9 protein-coding genes are annotated in these 17961 nt (G+C 65.8%); 3 read left to right on the top strand and 6 right to left on the bottom strand.

The genetic code is table 11. The annotated features are described in order from the left end of the window. Window positions 1-67 precede the first annotated feature (67 nt). Together PCA10_RS31110 and PCA10_RS30785 are read left to right on the top strand one after the other, a co-directional pair. Entirely contained in the window at window positions 68-199 is a 132-nt protein-coding gene (locus tag PCA10_RS31110) for a hypothetical protein (RefSeq protein ID WP_016491691.1), read from the top strand. Window positions 200-826: 627 nt separating this feature from the next. Further along, window positions 827-7330, top strand: coding sequence for a Calx-beta domain-containing protein (locus PCA10_RS30785; RefSeq protein ID WP_016491690.1), 6504 nt, complete (start codon window positions 827-829; stop codon window positions 7328-7330). Window positions 7331-7513: 183 nt separating this feature from the next. Here the strand turns inward: PCA10_RS30785 and PCA10_RS08695 are convergent, their stop codons facing one another. Continuing rightward, window positions 7514-8272 carry an SDR family NAD(P)-dependent oxidoreductase gene (locus PCA10_RS08695; protein ID WP_016491689.1) on the bottom strand — a complete coding sequence of 253 codons (759 nt, stop codon included), beginning with the start codon at window positions 8270-8272 and terminating at the stop codon, window positions 7514-7516. Between the two features lie 129 nt (window positions 8273-8401). Between PCA10_RS08695 and PCA10_RS08690 the strand changes: the two genes are divergently transcribed. Continuing rightward, window positions 8402-9301 (top strand): LysR family transcriptional regulator, encoded by a 900-nt coding sequence (locus PCA10_RS08690; protein ID WP_016491688.1) that lies wholly within the window; start codon window positions 8402-8404, stop codon window positions 9299-9301. 9 nt (window positions 9302-9310) lie between these two features. Here PCA10_RS08690 and PCA10_RS08685 read toward each other — a convergent pair whose 3' ends face one another. The 5 genes from PCA10_RS08685 to wecB all read right to left on the bottom strand — a co-directional run bounded on the left by PCA10_RS08685 (window position 9311) and on the right by wecB (window position 17916). Beyond that, window positions 9311-10384 carry a GGDEF domain-containing protein gene (locus PCA10_RS08685; RefSeq protein WP_016491687.1) on the bottom strand — a complete coding sequence of 358 codons (1074 nt, stop codon included), beginning with the start codon at window positions 10382-10384 and terminating at the stop codon, window positions 9311-9313. A 212-nt stretch (window positions 10385-10596) separates the two neighbouring features. Next, window positions 10597-11430: a DUF4434 family protein gene (locus PCA10_RS08680; RefSeq protein WP_041770173.1), complete on the bottom strand. Its 834-nt coding sequence runs from the start codon at window positions 11428-11430 to the stop codon at window positions 10597-10599. Further along, on the bottom strand, window positions 11430-14594 hold the full coding sequence (locus PCA10_RS08675) for a phage receptor (RefSeq protein WP_016491685.1): 3165 nt from the start codon (window positions 14592-14594) through the stop codon (window positions 11430-11432). Before PCA10_RS08675 ends, PCA10_RS08680 begins: the two co-directional genes overlap by 1 nt. Then, window positions 14591-16765 carry a cyclic di-3',5'-guanylate-activated glycosyltransferase NfrB gene (gene nfrB / locus PCA10_RS08670; protein ID WP_016491684.1) on the bottom strand — a complete coding sequence of 725 codons (2175 nt, stop codon included), beginning with the start codon at window positions 16763-16765 and terminating at the stop codon, window positions 14591-14593. Before nfrB ends, PCA10_RS08675 begins: the two co-directional genes overlap by 4 nt. Next, window positions 16762-17916 carry a non-hydrolyzing UDP-N-acetylglucosamine 2-epimerase gene (wecB, locus tag PCA10_RS08665; RefSeq protein WP_016491683.1) on the bottom strand — a complete coding sequence of 385 codons (1155 nt, stop codon included), beginning with the start codon at window positions 17914-17916 and terminating at the stop codon, window positions 16762-16764. The genes nfrB and wecB overlap by 4 nt, the downstream gene beginning before the upstream one ends. Between the last annotated feature and the right edge of the window lie 45 nt (window positions 17917-17961).

The raw sequence follows: 17961 nt of genomic DNA, 5'->3' as shown, positions 1-17961 counted from the left end.
AATGGCAATTGAGCGCTTCAAGGCAGGGATGCGCTGACCCACCCACTCTCTTGCGGAGGTTACCGCCATGAGCAAAGGTCTTGATGCAAAACGCACCGCGAAGAAAAAGCCGCAGAAAACCCTTCTGGAAAAACGCGAAGCCAAGCGCGCCAGGAAATCCGGCGCCGGCCTGCTGGGCAGCCACGCGCCCAATCCGTGAGGCATGAGCCACCACGACAACGCCCCCTCGATGGCCCGTCCCCCATCGAGGGAGGGACCTGAAAACTTGGCGAACAGTTTTTGGGGCATATAGGAATCGCGATGCTTCACAACACCCAAGCGCCGGCGGCAACGTCGGCGCTTTCTTATCCAGGATTCGTAATACAGCGCAGCCATAAACCATGCGCTCGCCGCAACCTATCCGTCGCCCGACATTTCTCCGTTTACCGGAGGTAAAGGTCCGTGGGATCCGCCTGGAGTCAGCCGGTGTAAAGCCCAGGAAACAGGCCGACCCTAGCAACGACGCGGCCTCGCAACCACTCGGTTGGTGAAACTTGCTGTTCGTCAGTCGCCTGGTTTGGTCGCGGTCTGATCGGAGGGCCTGATGGCTACGCGACCAGCCGGCATCGGAAGCCCGCGCACTTCACGGCAGCTGCGAGCAAGACGCGATCTGCGCGGTCTGGCGTCGATTAGCTGCGATGCACCCCACATTCTCACTTGTCCGCAAAGGCTCTGGCGCAAGCGTTTTTCGCCCTCCGGGTGCCCTGGCGCCCCGCTAGCAATGGGCCATGTGGCACCTATCCTTACCACTCTCTGAGGCGGCGAGACTCTATGCAGGTGGTGCACCATGGCTATTCCTGTCATTCAAGTGCGGCGCGCGGCCGTCGGTGAACTGAATTCGGAACCGACGCAGTTCGTCGTCTGGCTCAGCGAGCCGAGTGCCACCCCTATTACGGTCAACTGGTCACTGCTTGCGCACACCGCGACAGCCGGTTCCGACTTCACCGCAGCCAGCGGCACGCTGACGTTCGACGCCGGGATCACCGAGCTGACAGTGCCCTTCGTGGTCAATAACGACGCGACCCCGGAGGGAGTGGAAACCCTCAAGCTGCAGCTATCCGCGCCGAGCGTGAACGCGCTGATCGGCGACACGGAGACGACCGCGACAATCATCGACAACGACAACCCCACCGCCACGCCACGGGTGTCGATCAGCGATTTCGTGGTGGATGAAGAAAGCCGCGAGGCCTGGTTCGTCGTCAGCCTCGACCGCGCCGGGACCAATGTGGTGACGATGAATTACACCACGCAGAACGGCACCGCCCTGGCGGGGTCGGACTACGTGGCGCAGGCCGGCAGCCTCGCCTTCGCCGTCGGCGAGACCGTCAAGACTATCAAGGTCGCTCTGATCAACGACTCGGTGGCCGAACTGTCCGAAGGCTTCAACCTGGTGCTTTCTGGCCTCACCGGCGGCGCCACCACACTGGATGCCGTAGGCACCGCCACCCTCCATGAAAACGACGCTACGCCAGTGGCCACTTCCACCATCACGGTGGATGACCTGGTGGTCGGCGAGAGCGAGGCCTACGTCGACTTTCAAGTGAGGCTCAATGCGCCGAACCTGGAAGCGGTGAGCGTGCGTTACCAGACGCTCAACGAGACCGCGCGCAATATCGACGGGGACTTCGTAGGTGACGCCGGCACGCTGACTTTCGCCGCAGGAGAAACGTTCAAGACCGTGCGCATCACCCTTGGTTCGACCGCAGCGGAAACCGCCGTCGATCGTATCGAGAACTTCAAGCTGCAGCTGTTCAGTCCTAGCGCCAACGCGACCATTGCCCGGGACGTGGCGATAGCTACCGTCATCGACAACGACAACCCCACGGCCACGCCACAGGTATCGATCAGTGACTTCGTGGTGGATGAAGAAAGCCGCGAGGCCTGGTTCGTCGTCAGCCTCGACCGCGCCGGGACCAATGTGGTGACGATGAACTACACCACACAGAACGGCACCGCCCTGGCGGGGTCGGACTATGTGGCGCAAACCGGCAGCCTCGCCTTCGCCATCGGCGAGACCGCCAAGACCGTACGGGTCAGCCTGATCAACGACAGCCTCTCCGAGCTGTCGGAGCGTTTCAACCTGGTGCTCTCTGGCCTCACCGGCGGCGCCACCACACTGGATGCCGTGGGCACCGCCACCCTCCACGAGAACGACGCCATACCAGTGGCCACTTCCACCATCACGGTGGATGACCTTGTAGTGGGTGAGAGCGAGACCTACGCCGAGTTCCAGGTGCGACTCGACGCACCGAACCTCAACGCCGTGAGCGTGCGCTATCAGACGTTGAACGAGACCGCGCGCAATATTGACGGCGACTTCTTCGGTGACGCCGGCACGCTGAACTTCGCTGCCGGCGAGATGGTCAAGACGGTGCGCATCACCCTTGGCACCCTGGGCCTGGAGTCTGCCGTCGACCGTATCGAAAACTTCAAGCTGCAGCTGTTCAGCCCTAGCGCCAACGCGACCATCGCCCGGGACGTGGCGATAGCCACCGTCATCGACAATGACAGCCCTACCACCACACCACAGGTGTCGATCAGCGATTTCGTGGTGGACGAGGCGAGCCGCGAGGCCTGGTTCGTCGTCAGCCTGGATCGCGCCGGGACCAATGTGGTGACGATGAACTACACCACACAGAACGGCACCGCCCTGGCGGGGTCGGACTATGTGGCGCAAACCGGCAGCCTCGCCTTTGCCATCGGCGAGACCGCCAAGACCGTACGGGTCAGCCTGATCAACGACAGCCTCGCCGAGCTCTCGGAACGCTTCAACCTGGTGCTCTCGGGTCTCACCGGCGGCGCCACCACACTGGATGCCGTGGGCACGGCCACTCTCCACGAGAACGACGCCACACCGGTGGCCACTTCCACCATCACGGTGGATGACCTGACGGTCGGCGAGAGCGAGACCTACGCCGAGTTCCAGGTGCGGCTCAACGCACCGAACCTCAACGCCGTGAGCGTGCGCTACCAGACGTTGAACGAGACCGCGCGCAATATCGACGGCGACTTCTTTGGCGACGCCGGCACGCTGAATTTCGCTGCCGGCGAGATGGTCAAGACGGTTCGCATCACCCTTGGCACCCTGGGCCTGGAATCTGCCGTCGACCGTATCGAAAACTTCAAGCTGCAGCTGTTCAGCCCTAGCGCCAATGCGACCATCGCCCGGGACGTGGCGATAGCTACCGTCATCGACAATGACAGCCCTACCACCACGCCACGGGTGTCGATCAGTGATTTCGTGGTGGACGAGGCGAGCCGCGAGGCCTGGTTCGTCGTCAGCCTGGATCGCGCAGGAACCAGTGTGGTGTCGCTGAACTACGCCACACAGAACGGTTCCGCCCTCGCGGGCTCCGATTACGCGGCCCTGACCGGCAGCCTCGCCTTCGCCATCGGCGAGACCGCCAAGACCGTGCGGGTCAGCCTGATCAACGACGCCCTCGCAGAGTCCTCTGAAAGTTTCAACCTGGTGGTTTCGGGCCTCACTGGCGGAGCCACCGCACCGGATGCTGTGGGCACGGCCATCATCCACGAGAACGACACCGCTGCGCTGGCCACTTCCACCATCACGGTAGATGATCTGGTGGTGGGTGAAAGCGAGACCTACGCCGAGTTCCAGGTGCGGCTCAACGCACCGAACCTAAGCGCCGTGAGTGTGCGCTACCAGACACTGAACGAGACCGCGCGCAATATCGACGGCGACTTCTTCGGTGATGCCGGCACGCTGAATTTCGCTGCTGGCGAGACGGTCAAGACGGTGCGCATCAGCCTCGGCACCCTGGGCCCGGAGGCCGGTGTCGATCCCGTCGAGAACTTCAAGCTGCAACTGTTCAGCCCCAGCGCCAACGCGACCATTGCGAGACCCCTGGGCACCGCCACCATAATCGACAACGACTTGCCCGTAGCCACGCCGGCCCTGTCGGTTGGCGACCTGGTCGTCGACGAAGCGAACTCCCTCGCCCAGGTCACGATCAGACTCGACAGGCCGGGCGTCGCGCCCGTGACGGTGAATTATGGAATCCAGGGCACCACAGCGGCCAGCGGCGTGGATTACCGCCAGCTCTCCAGTGGAGTGATTTCCTTCTCCCCCGGCGAAACCGTCAAGACCATCTGGTTCACACCACTGAACGACGCCCTGACCGAAGGCCCCGAACTGCTCGACGTAACCTTGTCGAACCCCGTTGGTGCCACGCTGGCCGATGCCAATGCCCATGTGGTCGTATCTGACAGCAACGGGCCAGCATCAGGTAGTCCCACCATCACGGCGTCCAATGCGGTCGCTCTGGAAGGCAGCGGCTACCTCGACTTCCTGGTGGCCTTGAGCAACCCCGCCACCTCTGTGGTTTCGGTCAACTACAGCACTGCCAATGGCACTGCGCTGAGTGGGCTCGCTGCCGACTATATCGGCACTTCCGGCACCCTCAGGTTCGCTCCGGGGGACATGGTCAAGACCGTACGCGTGACCCTCAACGATGACCTGGCGGCCGAAGCGCTCGAAACCTTCAGCCTGCGACTGGCCTCTGCGGTCAGTGCCGTGATCGGCACGGCGACAGCCACAGGCTCCATCCTCGACAGTGAAAGCCCCCTGCCCGCCGTATTCGCCCTGGCCGGCACCGCCGGGCCAGATGTGCTCAGCGGTACGCCAGTAGTCGACACTATTACTGGTGGAGCCGGTGATGATGTCTTGATCGGCGCCGCGGGTGTCGATGTCATGGACGGCGGTGTCGGCAATGACACCTACGTCATCGATAACGTGGCCGACAGCGTGACGGAGGCGGCTGCAGCCGGCGTGGACCGCGTCCTTTCGGCGATCACCTACACCCTTGGTGCCAACTTCGAGAACCTGTTCCTCACCGGTACCGCCGCCATCAACGGCACTGGCAACGCCCTGGCCAACCAGATCACCGGTAACGCCGCGAACAATGTGCTGAACGGTGGAATAGGTGCCGACCGCCTGGTAGGCGGCCTGGGAAACGATACCTACGTGGTGGACAACGTCGGTGACGTCGTGGTGGAAGCGGCCACCGCCGGCACCGATACCGTTCTGTCCGCCGCGAGCTTCACCCTCGGCGCCGAAGTGGAGAACCTGACCCTGACCGGCGCAGCCGCTGTCAACGGCACCGGTAACGCCCTGGCGAACGCGATCACCGGCAACGCAGCGAACAACATACTCAACGGCGGCGCCGGGATCGACCGCCTGGTGGGCGGCCTGGGCAATGACACCTATATCGTGGATAACACCGCCGACATAGTGGTAGAAGCGGCAGCCGCTGGCGTCGATACCGTGCAGTCGTCCTTCAGCTATGCCCTCGGCGCCGAATTGGAGAACCTGACCCTGACCGGCACGGCCGCGATCAACGGCACCGGCAATGCGCTGGCCAACCTGATCACCGGCAATGCCGTGAACAACTTGCTCGATGGTGGCGCGGGCGCAGATCAACTGGTGGGGGGGCTGGGCGCCGACCGCATGGTGGGCGGCCTGGGCAACGACACCTTTGAGGTAGACAACGCTGGCGATGTGGTCGTCGAAGCGGCGGGCGGCGGCACAGACACCGTGCAGTCAAGCATCACCTATATCCTCGGCGCGGAACTGGAGAACCTGACACTTACTGGCAGCGCCATCATCAACGGCACCGGCAATGGCCTGGCCAACCAGATCACCGGTAACGCCGCGAACAACCTGCTCAACGGTGGCGCTGGCGCCGACCGCCTGGCAGGCGGCCTGGGAAGCGATACCTACGTGGTGGACAACGTCGGTGACGTCGTGGTGGAAGCGGCGTCCGCCGGCACCGATACCGTGCAGTCCGCCATCAGCCAGGTACTGGCGGCCAACGTGGAAAACCTGACTTTGATCGGTGCCGCGGCCATCAATGGCACCGGCAATGCCCTGGCCAACGCAATCACCGGAAACGCCGCGAACAATATCCTCAATGGAGCCGCCGGTGCCGACCGTATGGGGGGTGGTCTGGGCAACGACACCTATGTTGTGGACAACGTCGGTGACGTAGTAGTGGAAGCGGCGGCCGCCGGTACGGATACCGTGCAGTCCGCCATCAGCCATGTACTGACGGCCAACGTGGAGAACCTGACTCTGATCGGGGCCGCAGCCATCAACGGCACCGGCAATGGCCTGGCCAACCAGATCACTGGTAACGCCGCGAACAACCTGCTCAACGGTGGCGCTGGCGCCGACCGCCTGGCAGGCGGCCTGGGCAACGACACCTACGTGGTGGACAACGTCGGCGACGTCGTGGTGGAAGTGGCCGCCGCCGGTACCGATACCGTGCAGTCCGCCATCAGCCATGTACTGATGGCCAACGTGGAGAACCTGACTCTGATCGGTGCCGCGGCCATCAATGGCACCGGCAACACCCTGGCCAACCAGATCACCGGTAACGCCGCGAACAACCTGCTCAACGGTGGCGCGGGTGCCGACCGCCTGGCAGGCGGCATGGGCAACGACACCTACGTGGTGGACAACGTTGGTGACGTCGTGGTGGAAGCAGCGGCCGCCGGTACGGATACCGTACAGTCCGCTATCAGCCAGGTACTGGCGGCCAACGTGGAGAACCTGGCTCTGAGCGGGGCCGCAGCCATCAATGGCACCGGCAATACCCTGGCCAACCTGATTACCGGCAACGCCGCGAACAACCTGCTCAACGGTGGCGCGGGCGCCGACCGCATGGTGGGTGGATTGGGCAACGACACCTACGTGGTGGATAACGCCAGCGACGTGCTCGTCGAGGCGGCCGGCGGTGGTGTGGATATGGTTCAGTCCTCCATCGGCTTCACCCTCGGCGCCGAACTCGACAACCTGACGCTGACCGGAAGCGCCGCAATCAACGGTACGGGCAATGCCCTCGCCAACCTGCTCACCGGCAATACTGGCGCCAACGTACTGACCGGTGCGGCCGGCAATGATGTGCTCAACGGCGGCGCCGGCAACGACAGCCTGAACGGCGGTGCGGGCCAGGATACTTTCAGGTTCTCGTCGGCGCTGAACCAGACGACCAACGTGGACACCCTGGTCGATTTCACCACCGGCGTAGACGACATCTCGCTGAGCCGCACCGTCTTCAGCGCGATCAGCGACGCCAGCCTGGCATCTGGGGGCTTCTTCCGGGCCGGCGCCGCCGCCCTGGATGCGGATGATCGGATCCTCTATGACCGGACCACAGGTTCCCTGGCCTACGACTCCGATGGCACGGGAGCGGGCGCCGCAGTCCGGATCGCCATCGTGGGTTCTGCCGTGCATCCGGCAGTCGCGGCAGCCGACTTCGTGCTGGCCTGACGGAACGGACTCTCCGCCTTATCACGACGCCGGGTTGTGGCATGCCCCGGCGCCTATGCCCTCCATTTCCATGTAGGGACGTCGCCAGGTCAGGCCATCTGAAGTGCTCCCGCCAATCGTTGCGGATAGCAAAAACTGTTGAAAGTCCCGTAGCGCGGCATTTCGCTTCGGCTCACGTCGCCGCTACAGGAACATCCCGCCGGAGGCCTCCACCCGCTGGCCGTTGATCCAGCGGCCGGCATCGGACAGCAGCATGGCCACCGCGGCGCCTATGTCCTCCGGCAGGCCGACGCGTCCCAAGGCGGTGTTGCTGGCGATGAAGGCATTGACCTGGGAATTGTCACGGACCACGCCACCACCGAAATCGGTCTCGATGGCGCCAGGTGCCAGCACGTTCACCGAAATCCCCCGAGCTCCCAGTTCCTTGGCCTGGTAGCGGGTGAGCACTTCGATGCCGCCCTTCATTGCCGCGTAGGCGGCATAGCCCGGCAGGGCGAAGCGCGCCAGCCCCGTGGAGATGTTGAGGATGCGGCCGCCGTCGGCGATCAGCGGCAGCAGCTTCTGGGTAAGGAAGAACGGGCCCTTGAGCTGGACGTTCACCAGTTGGTCGAACTGTTCCTCGGTGGTTTCGGCAAAGCTGGCGTGGATGCCGATGCCGGCGTTGTTCACCAGGAAGTCGAAATTGTCGCGGCCGAACTCGTTCTTCAGCAGGCGGCCCAGGCTGGCGACGAAGGTGTCGAAGCTGGCGCTCTTGCTCACGTCCAGTTGCAGCATGGCAGCGTGGCCGCCGAGGTCGAGGAGTTCCCGGCTCAGCGCCTCGGCGTCGTCCAGCTTGCTGTGGTAGGTGCCGATGATGTCGATGCCCTGGGCAGCCAGGTGCTGCGCCATGCTCTTGCCAAGGCCGCGGCTGGCGCCGGTGATGAGTGCGATCTTGCGGATCATTGCAGTGCTCCTGGTTGCAGGTGGTGGAAGTGGTGAGGAGCTTATTGTCCGGACATGGCGCGATAAATATGCTGATCTCGGAAGCACTGATCGGCACTATCGAACAATCCGCAGAGAGGCCCCGCACGGATGAACAAACTGGAGCTACTGAGAACCTTCGTACGGGTCAGCGAACTGTCAAGTTTCACCCAGGCCGCCAACAGCCTCGGCCTGCCCCGCTCCACCGTCTCCGACCAGGTCCAGGCGCTGGAGGAGATGCTCGGCACGCGCCTGCTGCAGCGCACCACGCGCAAGGTGCAGGCCACCCAGGATGGCCTGCTGTTCTACGAACGCAGCCGTGAACTGCTGGCGCAGATGGACGAATTGCAGGGACTGTTTCGCGAGGATGCCAGCGCGCTTGCCGGGCGCATCCGCGTGGACATGCCCACGGTGCTGGCGCGCAAGCTGGTGATGCCGCGCCTGGCGGAGTTCACCGCCGCGCACCCCGGGGTGGAGCTGGAAGTCAGCAGCACCGACCGTCGGGTGGACCTGGTGCGCGAGGGTTTCGACCTGGTGCTGCGGGTGGGTCCGCTGCTGGATGCATCCCTGGTGGCCCGCAGCCTGGGCGCCTTCCCCGTGGTCAATGTGGCCAGCCCCGCCTACCTCGCCGCCCACGGCACGCCACGGACCCTGGACGAGCTCGCCGGCCACCGGCTGGTACACTACGTCACGGTGCTGGGGGGACGGCCGCCGGGCTTCGAATACCTCGACGGCGACCTGCTTCGCCAGCTGCCCATGGCCGGCAGTCTCACGGTGAACAACGCCGAAGCCTACAGCGCCGCCTGCCTGGGCGGGTTGGGGCTGATCCAGGCACCGCTGCACGGGGTGCGCGAGCAGCTCGAGCGCGGCGAGTTGGTGGCGGTCCTGCCCGATTACCAGGCGCCCTCCCTGGAGGTCAGCCTGCTCTACGCCCACCGTCGCCTGCCCCAACGGGTACGCGCCTTCATGGACTGGCTGGAAGCGCTGGTGCGCGAGCACACCTTGCCCTAGGGGGCGCGCCTAGGGGGCGTAGGTGCTGCGATCACGGCCGTTGTGCTTGGACTGGTAGAGCGCCTGGTCGGCCTTGATCAGCGCCTGGTTGAGGGTGTCGCCATCGGCCAGTCGGGCGAGGCCGATGCTGATGGTGGCCGGATGGCTCGTGGGGGCCTCGCGCACGGCACGCAGCAGGTTTTCCATGAGTTGCCCGGCCTCTTCGGGGGACAGGTCCCAGAGGTAGATCCCGAACTCCTCTCCCCCCAACCGGGCGAACTCGAAGCCCTCCAGCCCGTCGCGCAGGTTGCCGGCAACCCGTTGCAACACCTCGTCGCCGATATCGTGGCCGTAGCTGTCGTTGATCTTCTTGAAGAAGTCGATATCCACCATGGCCAGGTAGCGCCGCTGGCCGGGCTCGGACTTTTCCAGACGCTCGGTAGTCTGGCTGATGAAGGCGCGGCGGTTGGGGATGCGGGTCAGCGCATCCAGGTAGGCCTGCTCCATCAGCAGCCTGGCCATCAGGAAGTTGTTCAGCTTGCCCTGGGTCAAGCGCAGGTAGGTGTAGACGGTCATCCCCAGGAAGAACAGCACGTAGAAGAAGATCAGGCTGTCTTCCAGTTCGAGCCCCGCCACGCCGTCGGAGAAAGGATTGAGCACCAGCCAGGTGACGGCCTGGATGCCGAAGTAGCTGTAGTGGTTCTGCGGCATCACCGACGCGAGGAACACCACACTGGAGGCGGTGAGCGTCAGCCAGAGCGGCTGCACGACCTCGGGCATGCCCTCGATCACCAGTCGCGAAGAAAAGCAGTAGACGCCCACGTACAACAGGTTGAGCAGGTAGAAGCTGCGTGCCCGACGGATGAAGGGCACGCAGCAGGTTAGGCCTCCAAGCAGGGCAAGGAAGAGGATCGACTTGGGCGTGAACCCCTGCCCGCCCTCGAAGCTCACCAACACGTCGATGAAGAACCAGAGACCAATGCTGACGCAGAACACCAGCAGGCAGAAGGTGCGCAGGCGCTCGAAATCATGTTGCCGGAACTCTGCCCGCAGTTCCGGGGTGACGACCTGGTGCGACAGCTGGGCTTCGACGGTGTGGAACATGGGGCCCTCCGTTGGCGATTCCAGCAGCCTAGCTCAAGGGCAGTGACGGTGTCTGGCGCATCCTGCGGGCCAGCTGCTGCGCGCCATGCTGCGTACCCTAGGATGCGGCGGGCGGCGTTCCGCTTGAGCGAAGCGATACCCATACGGACCGAGCTGATGGGTATCGCAAGCTCAACCCATCCTACAAAGGCAGGCCGTACCGGTGGGGTGGCTCATTGCAGAAGCGCCTTGCCCCAGGGCCGGTAGCGCAGGGAGAACACCGCATCGGGGTGGCAACCGGAGGCCTTGGCCGGTTCGGCGGGTACCGCGCGGAAGGGTTGGCCGGGTTTGCTGACCTGGCGGAAGGCCTCGCGTACCACGCCGAGGCTGCAGGGCAGCGCAGCGGCATAGGCGCGACGCACCCTGGCCGGGAGGGCGGCGGTGCCCTCGCCGTCCTGCCACCAGACCTGGATGCCCAGGTCGTGCAAATCCGCCAGCCATTCGGCATAGGCCGACGGTGCCAGCTTGCCGGCGCTGAAGGCGCTGAGGTGCAGGGGGGCGTCCAGGCGGCTGCGCATATCCCGCAACTGGCGGGCCAGGGCTTCGCGGCGCTCCGGGGCCTGGAACTGCTGGTCATCCAGTTCCAGGGGCAAATACCAACCCGCCGCCGGCAATTTCCACGCGTCGCGCAGTACACGTTGCTGGGCCAGCGAGCGGCCCAGCTGGTGCTGCCAGTAAGCGGCCAGGCCCGGGTTGTCCAGCTCCTGCTGGCGCTGGTAGTAGGCCGGGTCCATGTACAGGCCCAGCACCAGCTGCAGCCCTTGCTCGTGGGCGGCGCGCAGGGCCTGGGCGAGCCAGCCGTCGGCGCCGCCGAAGTCGGAATCACCGTAGGCGGTCCACTGCACGATCAGGGTCTTCACGCCATGGCGCGCGCTGGCCCGCCAGATCTCCCGCCAGGTGTCCTGGGCGATGCGCTGGTCGGCATTGAGCGGTTGGAAGAACAGCCGCTCCTCGGCGTGGAGCTGGGCTCCGAGCAGCAGGCAGAGTGCGAAGAGCAAGCCACGCATCAGAAGTTCACCTCCACGCCCACCAGCACGCCTTCGGCCTGTTCGTAGAGGTTGCCGCCCAGGCCCCACTGGTACTCGGTGCGCACCGTGACGTGGGCGCGGTAGGCGTTGTAGCGGTCGTCGCCGTACCAGTACTGCCAGCGCAGGCCGACGCCGGTGCGCCAGTCCTGGCGCCAGTCGTTGCTCGGGTCCTGCGCGGAGAATTCGAGGAAGCCGTAGGGCATCAGGGTCTGCGGGCTGTCCACCGGCAGCTTGTAGGCCCTGCCCTGCTGGTAGCGGGACAACCAGGCATGGTCGCCGGCGCGGGTCCACCAGGCGGCATCCAGGTAGAGGAAGCGCTCGTTCCACTCGGATTCGTCCACCCGCCAGTCGTTGCGGTACTGGTCCTGGTCGAAGAAGGACGCCGTGGCGCGCAGCAGCAGGTCGGTGGTGGTCCGGCCATCACGCACATGGTCATCGAGGGCGTCCCAGACTTCGCCCGGGTTCAGCCACTGGCCAAGGCTGAAGCCGCTGAAGTCGTCGTCGCGCAGCTGGCTCTGGGTGTAGATCTCGCTGTAGAGGTTGAGGTTCTGGGTACCGATGGGCTTCAAGCGCAGGCCCAGGCCGGCACCGAGGGAACGCCCGTAGCGGTTGCGGCCGTCGCCACCCAGCAGGGCCCGGCCATAGACCGACAGGCTCTTGCCGGCGCGGGTCGGCTCGTCGCCCAAGGCATGGTCCCACATGGCCAGCTGCACGTTCTGCGACTGGGCGCGACGTCGCTCGTCGACTCTGCCGTCCTGGCGGAAGCTGTCGTTGGTGGCGGTGCCGGCCGGCGACCAGGTACTGGCCAGGGTGAGGTTGTCGCGCCGGGACAGCACATCGTGGGCGCGGCGCTGGCGGTAACGACGGGCCTCAAGGCTGCCGTATTCGTCGTCGCCGTCCACCAGGTCCTGTTCGACGTCGATGACCCGGCGCAACTCGCGGCGTGCGCTGGCGCTGTCCTCGACCTCGTCGTAGCGCCAGGCCAGGGTTTCGCCGATGCGGTAGTCCTCCGGGTAGCCGCGGGTAGCCCGTTCCAGGTAGGGAATGGACTGGCGCCGCACGTCGGGGGTGTCGGACCCCGCCAGGCGCATGCCGTAGTCGGCGGAGAAGCGCGGGTTGTCCGGCGCCAGACGTGCGGCTTCGGCCAGCCAGGCGGTGCTCTGCGCACTGTCGCCGGCGGCCTGGGCGGTACCCGCGGCGGCGTAGTAGTGCTCGGCGCGGGGATCATGGGCCAGGGCCTGGCGCTGGCGCTCCAGGGCCAACGGCGGGTGGCCTGCGGCCAGGGCGATGGAGGCACCCAGGGCGAAATCGTCCGCCCGGGTGGACTCGGCCGCTTGCCAGTAACACTCGGCTGCCTCGGTATCGCCGGCGGCCAGGGCACTGCGGGCGGCGGTGAGGCGTGCCGTGTTGTCCAGATGCGCCAACGATATGCCCTGCCAGATGCGCCAGGCGCCGGCCGGATCGCCGGCGGCCTCCAGGGCATAGGCCAGGGGCAGGCGGCTGGCTTCATCGCCCTTGGCCAGGGCGGCCTGGTAGTAGACCACCGCCTCGCCGGGCCGCGCGGGCATGGCGCAGCGGCCGAGGGCGCGCAGGGAGATGGCGTCCTCGGCCTCCCCTACCAGGCGCTCGACCGCCTGGCACTGGCCGGCTTCAGCCAGGCGGCCGAGCAGTTGCCCACGGCTGGCCGCATCGACCCGTGCCGCCAGCGCTTCGATGCGCGCAAGGTCCAGGGGAGCGTCGGATTTGGCGTAGAGCCCCGCCAGGCGCTGCAGTAAAGGCGCCGGCAAACGGCCGCCATGGCGGTCGTAGGCCTGGTCGAGCAGGCGCCGGGTCTCGGCTTCGCGACCGGCCTTGAGGCTGAGGTAGCTGGCCTGGTCGAGGGCCTTGAGGTCGCCGGTGCGGCGGTAGTAGTCCAGCCACAGGCGCTCGGCTTCGCCGTCCCGGCCACTGGCCTGGATCAGCCCGGCGCGCTGGCGCAGCACCTCCGGCGTCTGCGGCTGGCGGGCGAGCCAGGCCAGGGCGAGGTCGGTGCGGCCTTGTTCCTGCCAGAGGCTAACGAGGGCATTGCGCCGAGCGCCGTCCCAGGGTTCGGGCAGGCGCTGGCGCTCCATCAGGTCGCTGGCGCCCAGGCGCTGTGCCAACACCAGCCAGGTCTGCGGATCATCCTCGGCGCGGCAGCCGGCCAGTTGTTCACGGGCCGCAGCCGGATCGTGGCGGGACAACCATTCGGCGGTTTCCAGGCAGGGCCGCGCCAGCTGGTTGCCCAGCTCGCGCACCAGCGGGCTATCGCCTTCCTGGCGCGCCAGTTCCCAGAGGCGCGCACGCTGGGCCGGATCCTGGCGGTCCTGCTCGGGCAAGGACGCCAGCCAGCGTCGGGCCATGTCCAGGCGACCCAGGTCGACGGCGCGGTCGAGCATGGCCAGGCGCACTTCGCGCGCCTCGGCCGCCGACGGCGGACGTTGCAGCAGACGTTCCAGGCCGGTCTCGCCCAGCAACTGCACCTGGGCATTGGCCAGGCGCCGCCAGTCTTCATCCCGCAGTTGGCCGCTGTCGGCCAGGGGTTGCAGCTGTTCCACAGTGGTGGACCAGTCACGTAGCTGCTCGGCCCAGTTGGCCCGCGCCATGCGCAGAACCACGCCATCGTCGCGCAAGGGGAGCTGGTTGAGCCAGTCCAGCGCCCGCTTGGCCCCGCCGTATTTGGCCAGGCTGAGGCTGTAGGCCTGCCACAGGCGCACCCGCTGATCACCCTCTATCTGCTCCAGCCAACGCTCCACCTGGGTGGAAGTAGGCGGGTCCTGCTCGATCCAGGTCAGGCGCAGCTCTTCCAGGCTGTCCTGGCCCGCCTGGGTGGTGCCCAGGGGCGCGGCGATCTGTTCCGCCTCGGCGTAGCGCCGCTGCTTGGCCAAGGCTTCCACCAGCAGCTTGCGCGCCTCGGCGTTGTTCGGGACCCGCTCCAGCAGGTGGCGCATCAGGCGTTCCACTTCGTCCCAGTTCTGCCGGCCGGCCTCACGGTAGGCGCGGTCGATGAAGGGGTAGCTGCGAAAGCGCTGGAACTCGCTCAGGGTATCGGCGGCCTGGGCTTGGCAAGCCAGGCCGCTACCGAGCAGAAGGACGGCCAGTCCGGCGACCAGGAGCGGCTTCATGCAGCCTCCTCGACGAGCCGGTAGGCCTCGCGCTGTTCCTCGGCCTGTTCGGCCAGGGCAAGGTCAAGCACCTCCTGGGTGATGATGCCGCGCGCCATCAGGTGTTCACCGAGGGATTCGCGCTCGGGGTCGAAGTCGATCAGTGCCTGGCTGAACAACGATGGCGGCACCATGCCGCGTACCTGCAACAGGGTGCCGAACAACACCTGGTGACAGCAGACACGCTCCAGCAGGTTGGCGTCATCGGCGTGTCGCGCGAGCTTCTCCATCATCCTCAGCGCTTCCGGATTGTGCTGCCTGCCGCCGTAGCAGTGGCGCAGGCCGAGGGTAACGCGGCCCTGGGGCGCCAGACGGCAGCGCACGGGTCGGCCTATATGACGGCTGATGGCACCCAGGGACACTTGGCTGACTGCGCGTTCGCTGGCCAGCACCAGAGTGTCGCCCTCCTCTGCCACCGGCAACACGGCGTAGCGCAGCGCCAGACGCTTGGGAAACGCCTCGATCAGCTGCGGATCGAGCCGGAAGGGGTTGAGCGGCGCCCAGTCCATGTCCAGCTGCTCGGCCAGCACGGTGACCAGCTGGGTGCTATCCACCAGTTCGCGCAACAGCAGCTCACGACCGAGCTGGCGGCGTATCGGGCTGGTAAGGGCCGCCTGCAGGTCGGGTTCGGTCAGCAGGCCCTTGTCCAGCAGGCGCTGGCCCAGGGTCTTGCCCTGCGCCTGGCCAAGGGAGGGAAACTCATGGGTGGTCTTGTCCCAGGCCACGCGGCGCGAATCGCCCATTTCCAGCACCTGGCGCAAGGCGCGCAGGTTGGCGAAGAAGTTGACGAAGTTGCTCCACATCATCCTCGGAGCCGACAGCAGCCCCTGGAACACACCGTAGAAACGCGTGACGAACCAGGCGCGCTGGAACAGGCGGTTGAGCAGCATCAGGCCGTTGAGCCAGAGCAGCACGCTGAGCAGCGTGCTGCCGGCCAGCAGCGAGGGGAAGTGCCAGGCCTCGGGGTTGAGCGTGGTGATCAGCCACATGGTCAGCAGCACCAGGAACAGCAGGTTGACCAGAAAGCTCAGCAGGTAGGCGAACAGGCCCCGGCGGTCGCGCCAGAGGAAGTAGTTCATCACCGCGCGCGGGCTCCAGCCGAGATTGGTGGTGCCCTGGAAGACGATGCCGGTGATCCACCGCGACTTCTGCCGGACGGCGTGCTGCCAGGTGCGCGGGAAGTGCTCGCGCACGCAGATGACCTGGGTGAACGGCCGGCTCATGCCGAAGACCCAGTCCTTGGCCAGGGCCAGTTTCGGGTCGCTCACCGGGTAGCGGGCGAAGATGCACTTCATGCCCTTCTGCTTGAGGCGGAAGCCGATGTCATAGTCCTCGGTGAGGCTCTGCACGTCGAAGGCGATGCCGTCGCCGTCTTCCAGCAGCGCGGCGATGGCGCGACGACTGAAGCAGGTGCCGACGCCGGCGCTGGGCACCTGGCCGCTGAGGGCCTCGCGCACCACCACGTCCTTGCCGTGGTTCTCGGAGAACTCGTCCACGTAGTGGCCGGCGGTGAAGCCCCACCACTCCGGTGCATAGGGGTAGACGGGAATCTGGATCAGGTCCTTGTTCGGCAGCAGGTAGTTGAACAGGCGTAGCTCCAGGGGCGAGATGACGTCCTCGGCGTCGTGCAGGATGAAGCCGGCGAACTCCACCTTGGCGTCCGCCTCGAAACGCAGGATGGCGTCGATCACGTTGTTCAGGCAGTCAGCCTTGCTGGTGGGGCCGGGACGCGCGCAGACCACCTTGTGCACGTTGGGGAAGTGCCGGCACACGGCGTCGACGTCGGTCTGGGTATCCGGGTCGTTGGGGTAGGTGCCGACGAAGATCTGGTAGTTCTCGTAGTCCAGGGTCGAGGCGGCCAGGCGCGCCATTTCCCCCACCACGCCCACCTCCTGCCAGGCCGGCACCATGATCGCCAGCGGTTTTTCCGCCACCGAGTAGAGCAGCTTCTCGTCGGCGCGCTCAAAGGTGCCGTAGACGCGAAAACGCCGGATCAGCTTGCGGAACCAGTAGGCCAGGTCGATGAACAGGTCATCCAGGCCGAGCAGGAACATCAGCGCGGCGAGGACGATTGCCAGGTACTTGAGGCCGAACAGGACGTAAGCGAGGAAATCGATCAGCTCCAGACTCATTCAGCGGCGCCACCCTGCCGGTGCTCGACCAGCCAGAGGCTCAGGCGCTCGGCGATGCGCTCGCTGGCGTGGCCGTCGCCGAACGGGCTGTGGACCCGGCTCATGTCCGCGTAGTGCTCGGGGTCGTCCAGCAGCCGTCGGGTTTCCTCGACTATCCGGTGCTGCAGCGTCCCCACCAGCAGCACGGTGCCGCCTTCCAGCACCGACGGCCGTTCGGTGACCTTGCGCAGCACCAGCAAGGGTTTGCCAAGGGCCGGGGCCTCCTCCTGGATGCCGCCGGAGTCGGTGAGGATCAGGTAGGCGCGGTCCATCAGCCAGACGAAGTGCTGATAGTCCTGGGGGGCGATGAGGTGGATGTTGGGCCGCCCGGCGAGCAGGCCGTAGACGGCGTTCTGCACCTGCGGATTGAGGTGCACCGGGTAGACGAACTGCACGTCGGGATAAGCCTCGGCCAGCTCCGCCAAGGCCAGGCAGATGCGCTCGAAGCCCTTGCCGAAGTTTTCCCGCCGGTGGCCGGTGATCAGCACCATGCGCTTGTCGGAGTCGAGTACCGCCAGGGGCGAGTCGGCCGCGGGGTGCCAGTCGGTGTCGTGCAGGTGCTGGCGCATCCACAACAGGGCGTCGATCACCGTGTTGCCGGTGACCTCGATCTTGTCGATGGAGATGTTCTCGTGCAGCAGGTTGTCGCGGGATTTCTTCGTCGGCGGGAAATGCAGGTCGGCGATCACCGCCGTCAGGCTGCGGTTGGCCTCTTCCGGCCAGGGCGCCTTGAGGTCGCCGGTGCGCAGCCCGGCCTCGACGTGGGCGATGGGAATCTGCAGGTGGAAGGCGGTCAGTGCGGCGATGAAGCTGGTGGTGGTGTCGCCGTGGACCAGGACGATGTCCGGCCGCCGGCGCGCGTAGCTGGCATCGAGCTTGTTCATCAACTGTTCGGACAGGCCGTTGAGGGTCTGGCCCTGGGTCATGACGTCGAGGTCTTCGTCCACCTCCAGCTCGAAGGAATCCAGCACTTGCTGGAGCATTTCCCGATGTTGTCCGGTGGAGCAGATGTGCAGGTCGATGTCGTCCCGCTGTCGGAGCACCCTCGCCAGGGGTGCCATCTTGATGGCTTCGGGACGGGTACCGAAAACCATGGTGACTTTGAATGACATAGCGCTCTCCTTGACCCGGTCGTCCATTTACCGGGTAGTGCGGTC

This window comes from Pseudomonas resinovorans NBRC 106553, from assembly GCF_000412695.1.
GTDB classification, from domain to species: Bacteria; Pseudomonadota; Gammaproteobacteria; order Pseudomonadales; family Pseudomonadaceae; genus Metapseudomonas; species Metapseudomonas resinovorans_A.
This window is presented reverse-complemented; position numbering and strand designations above follow the sequence as displayed.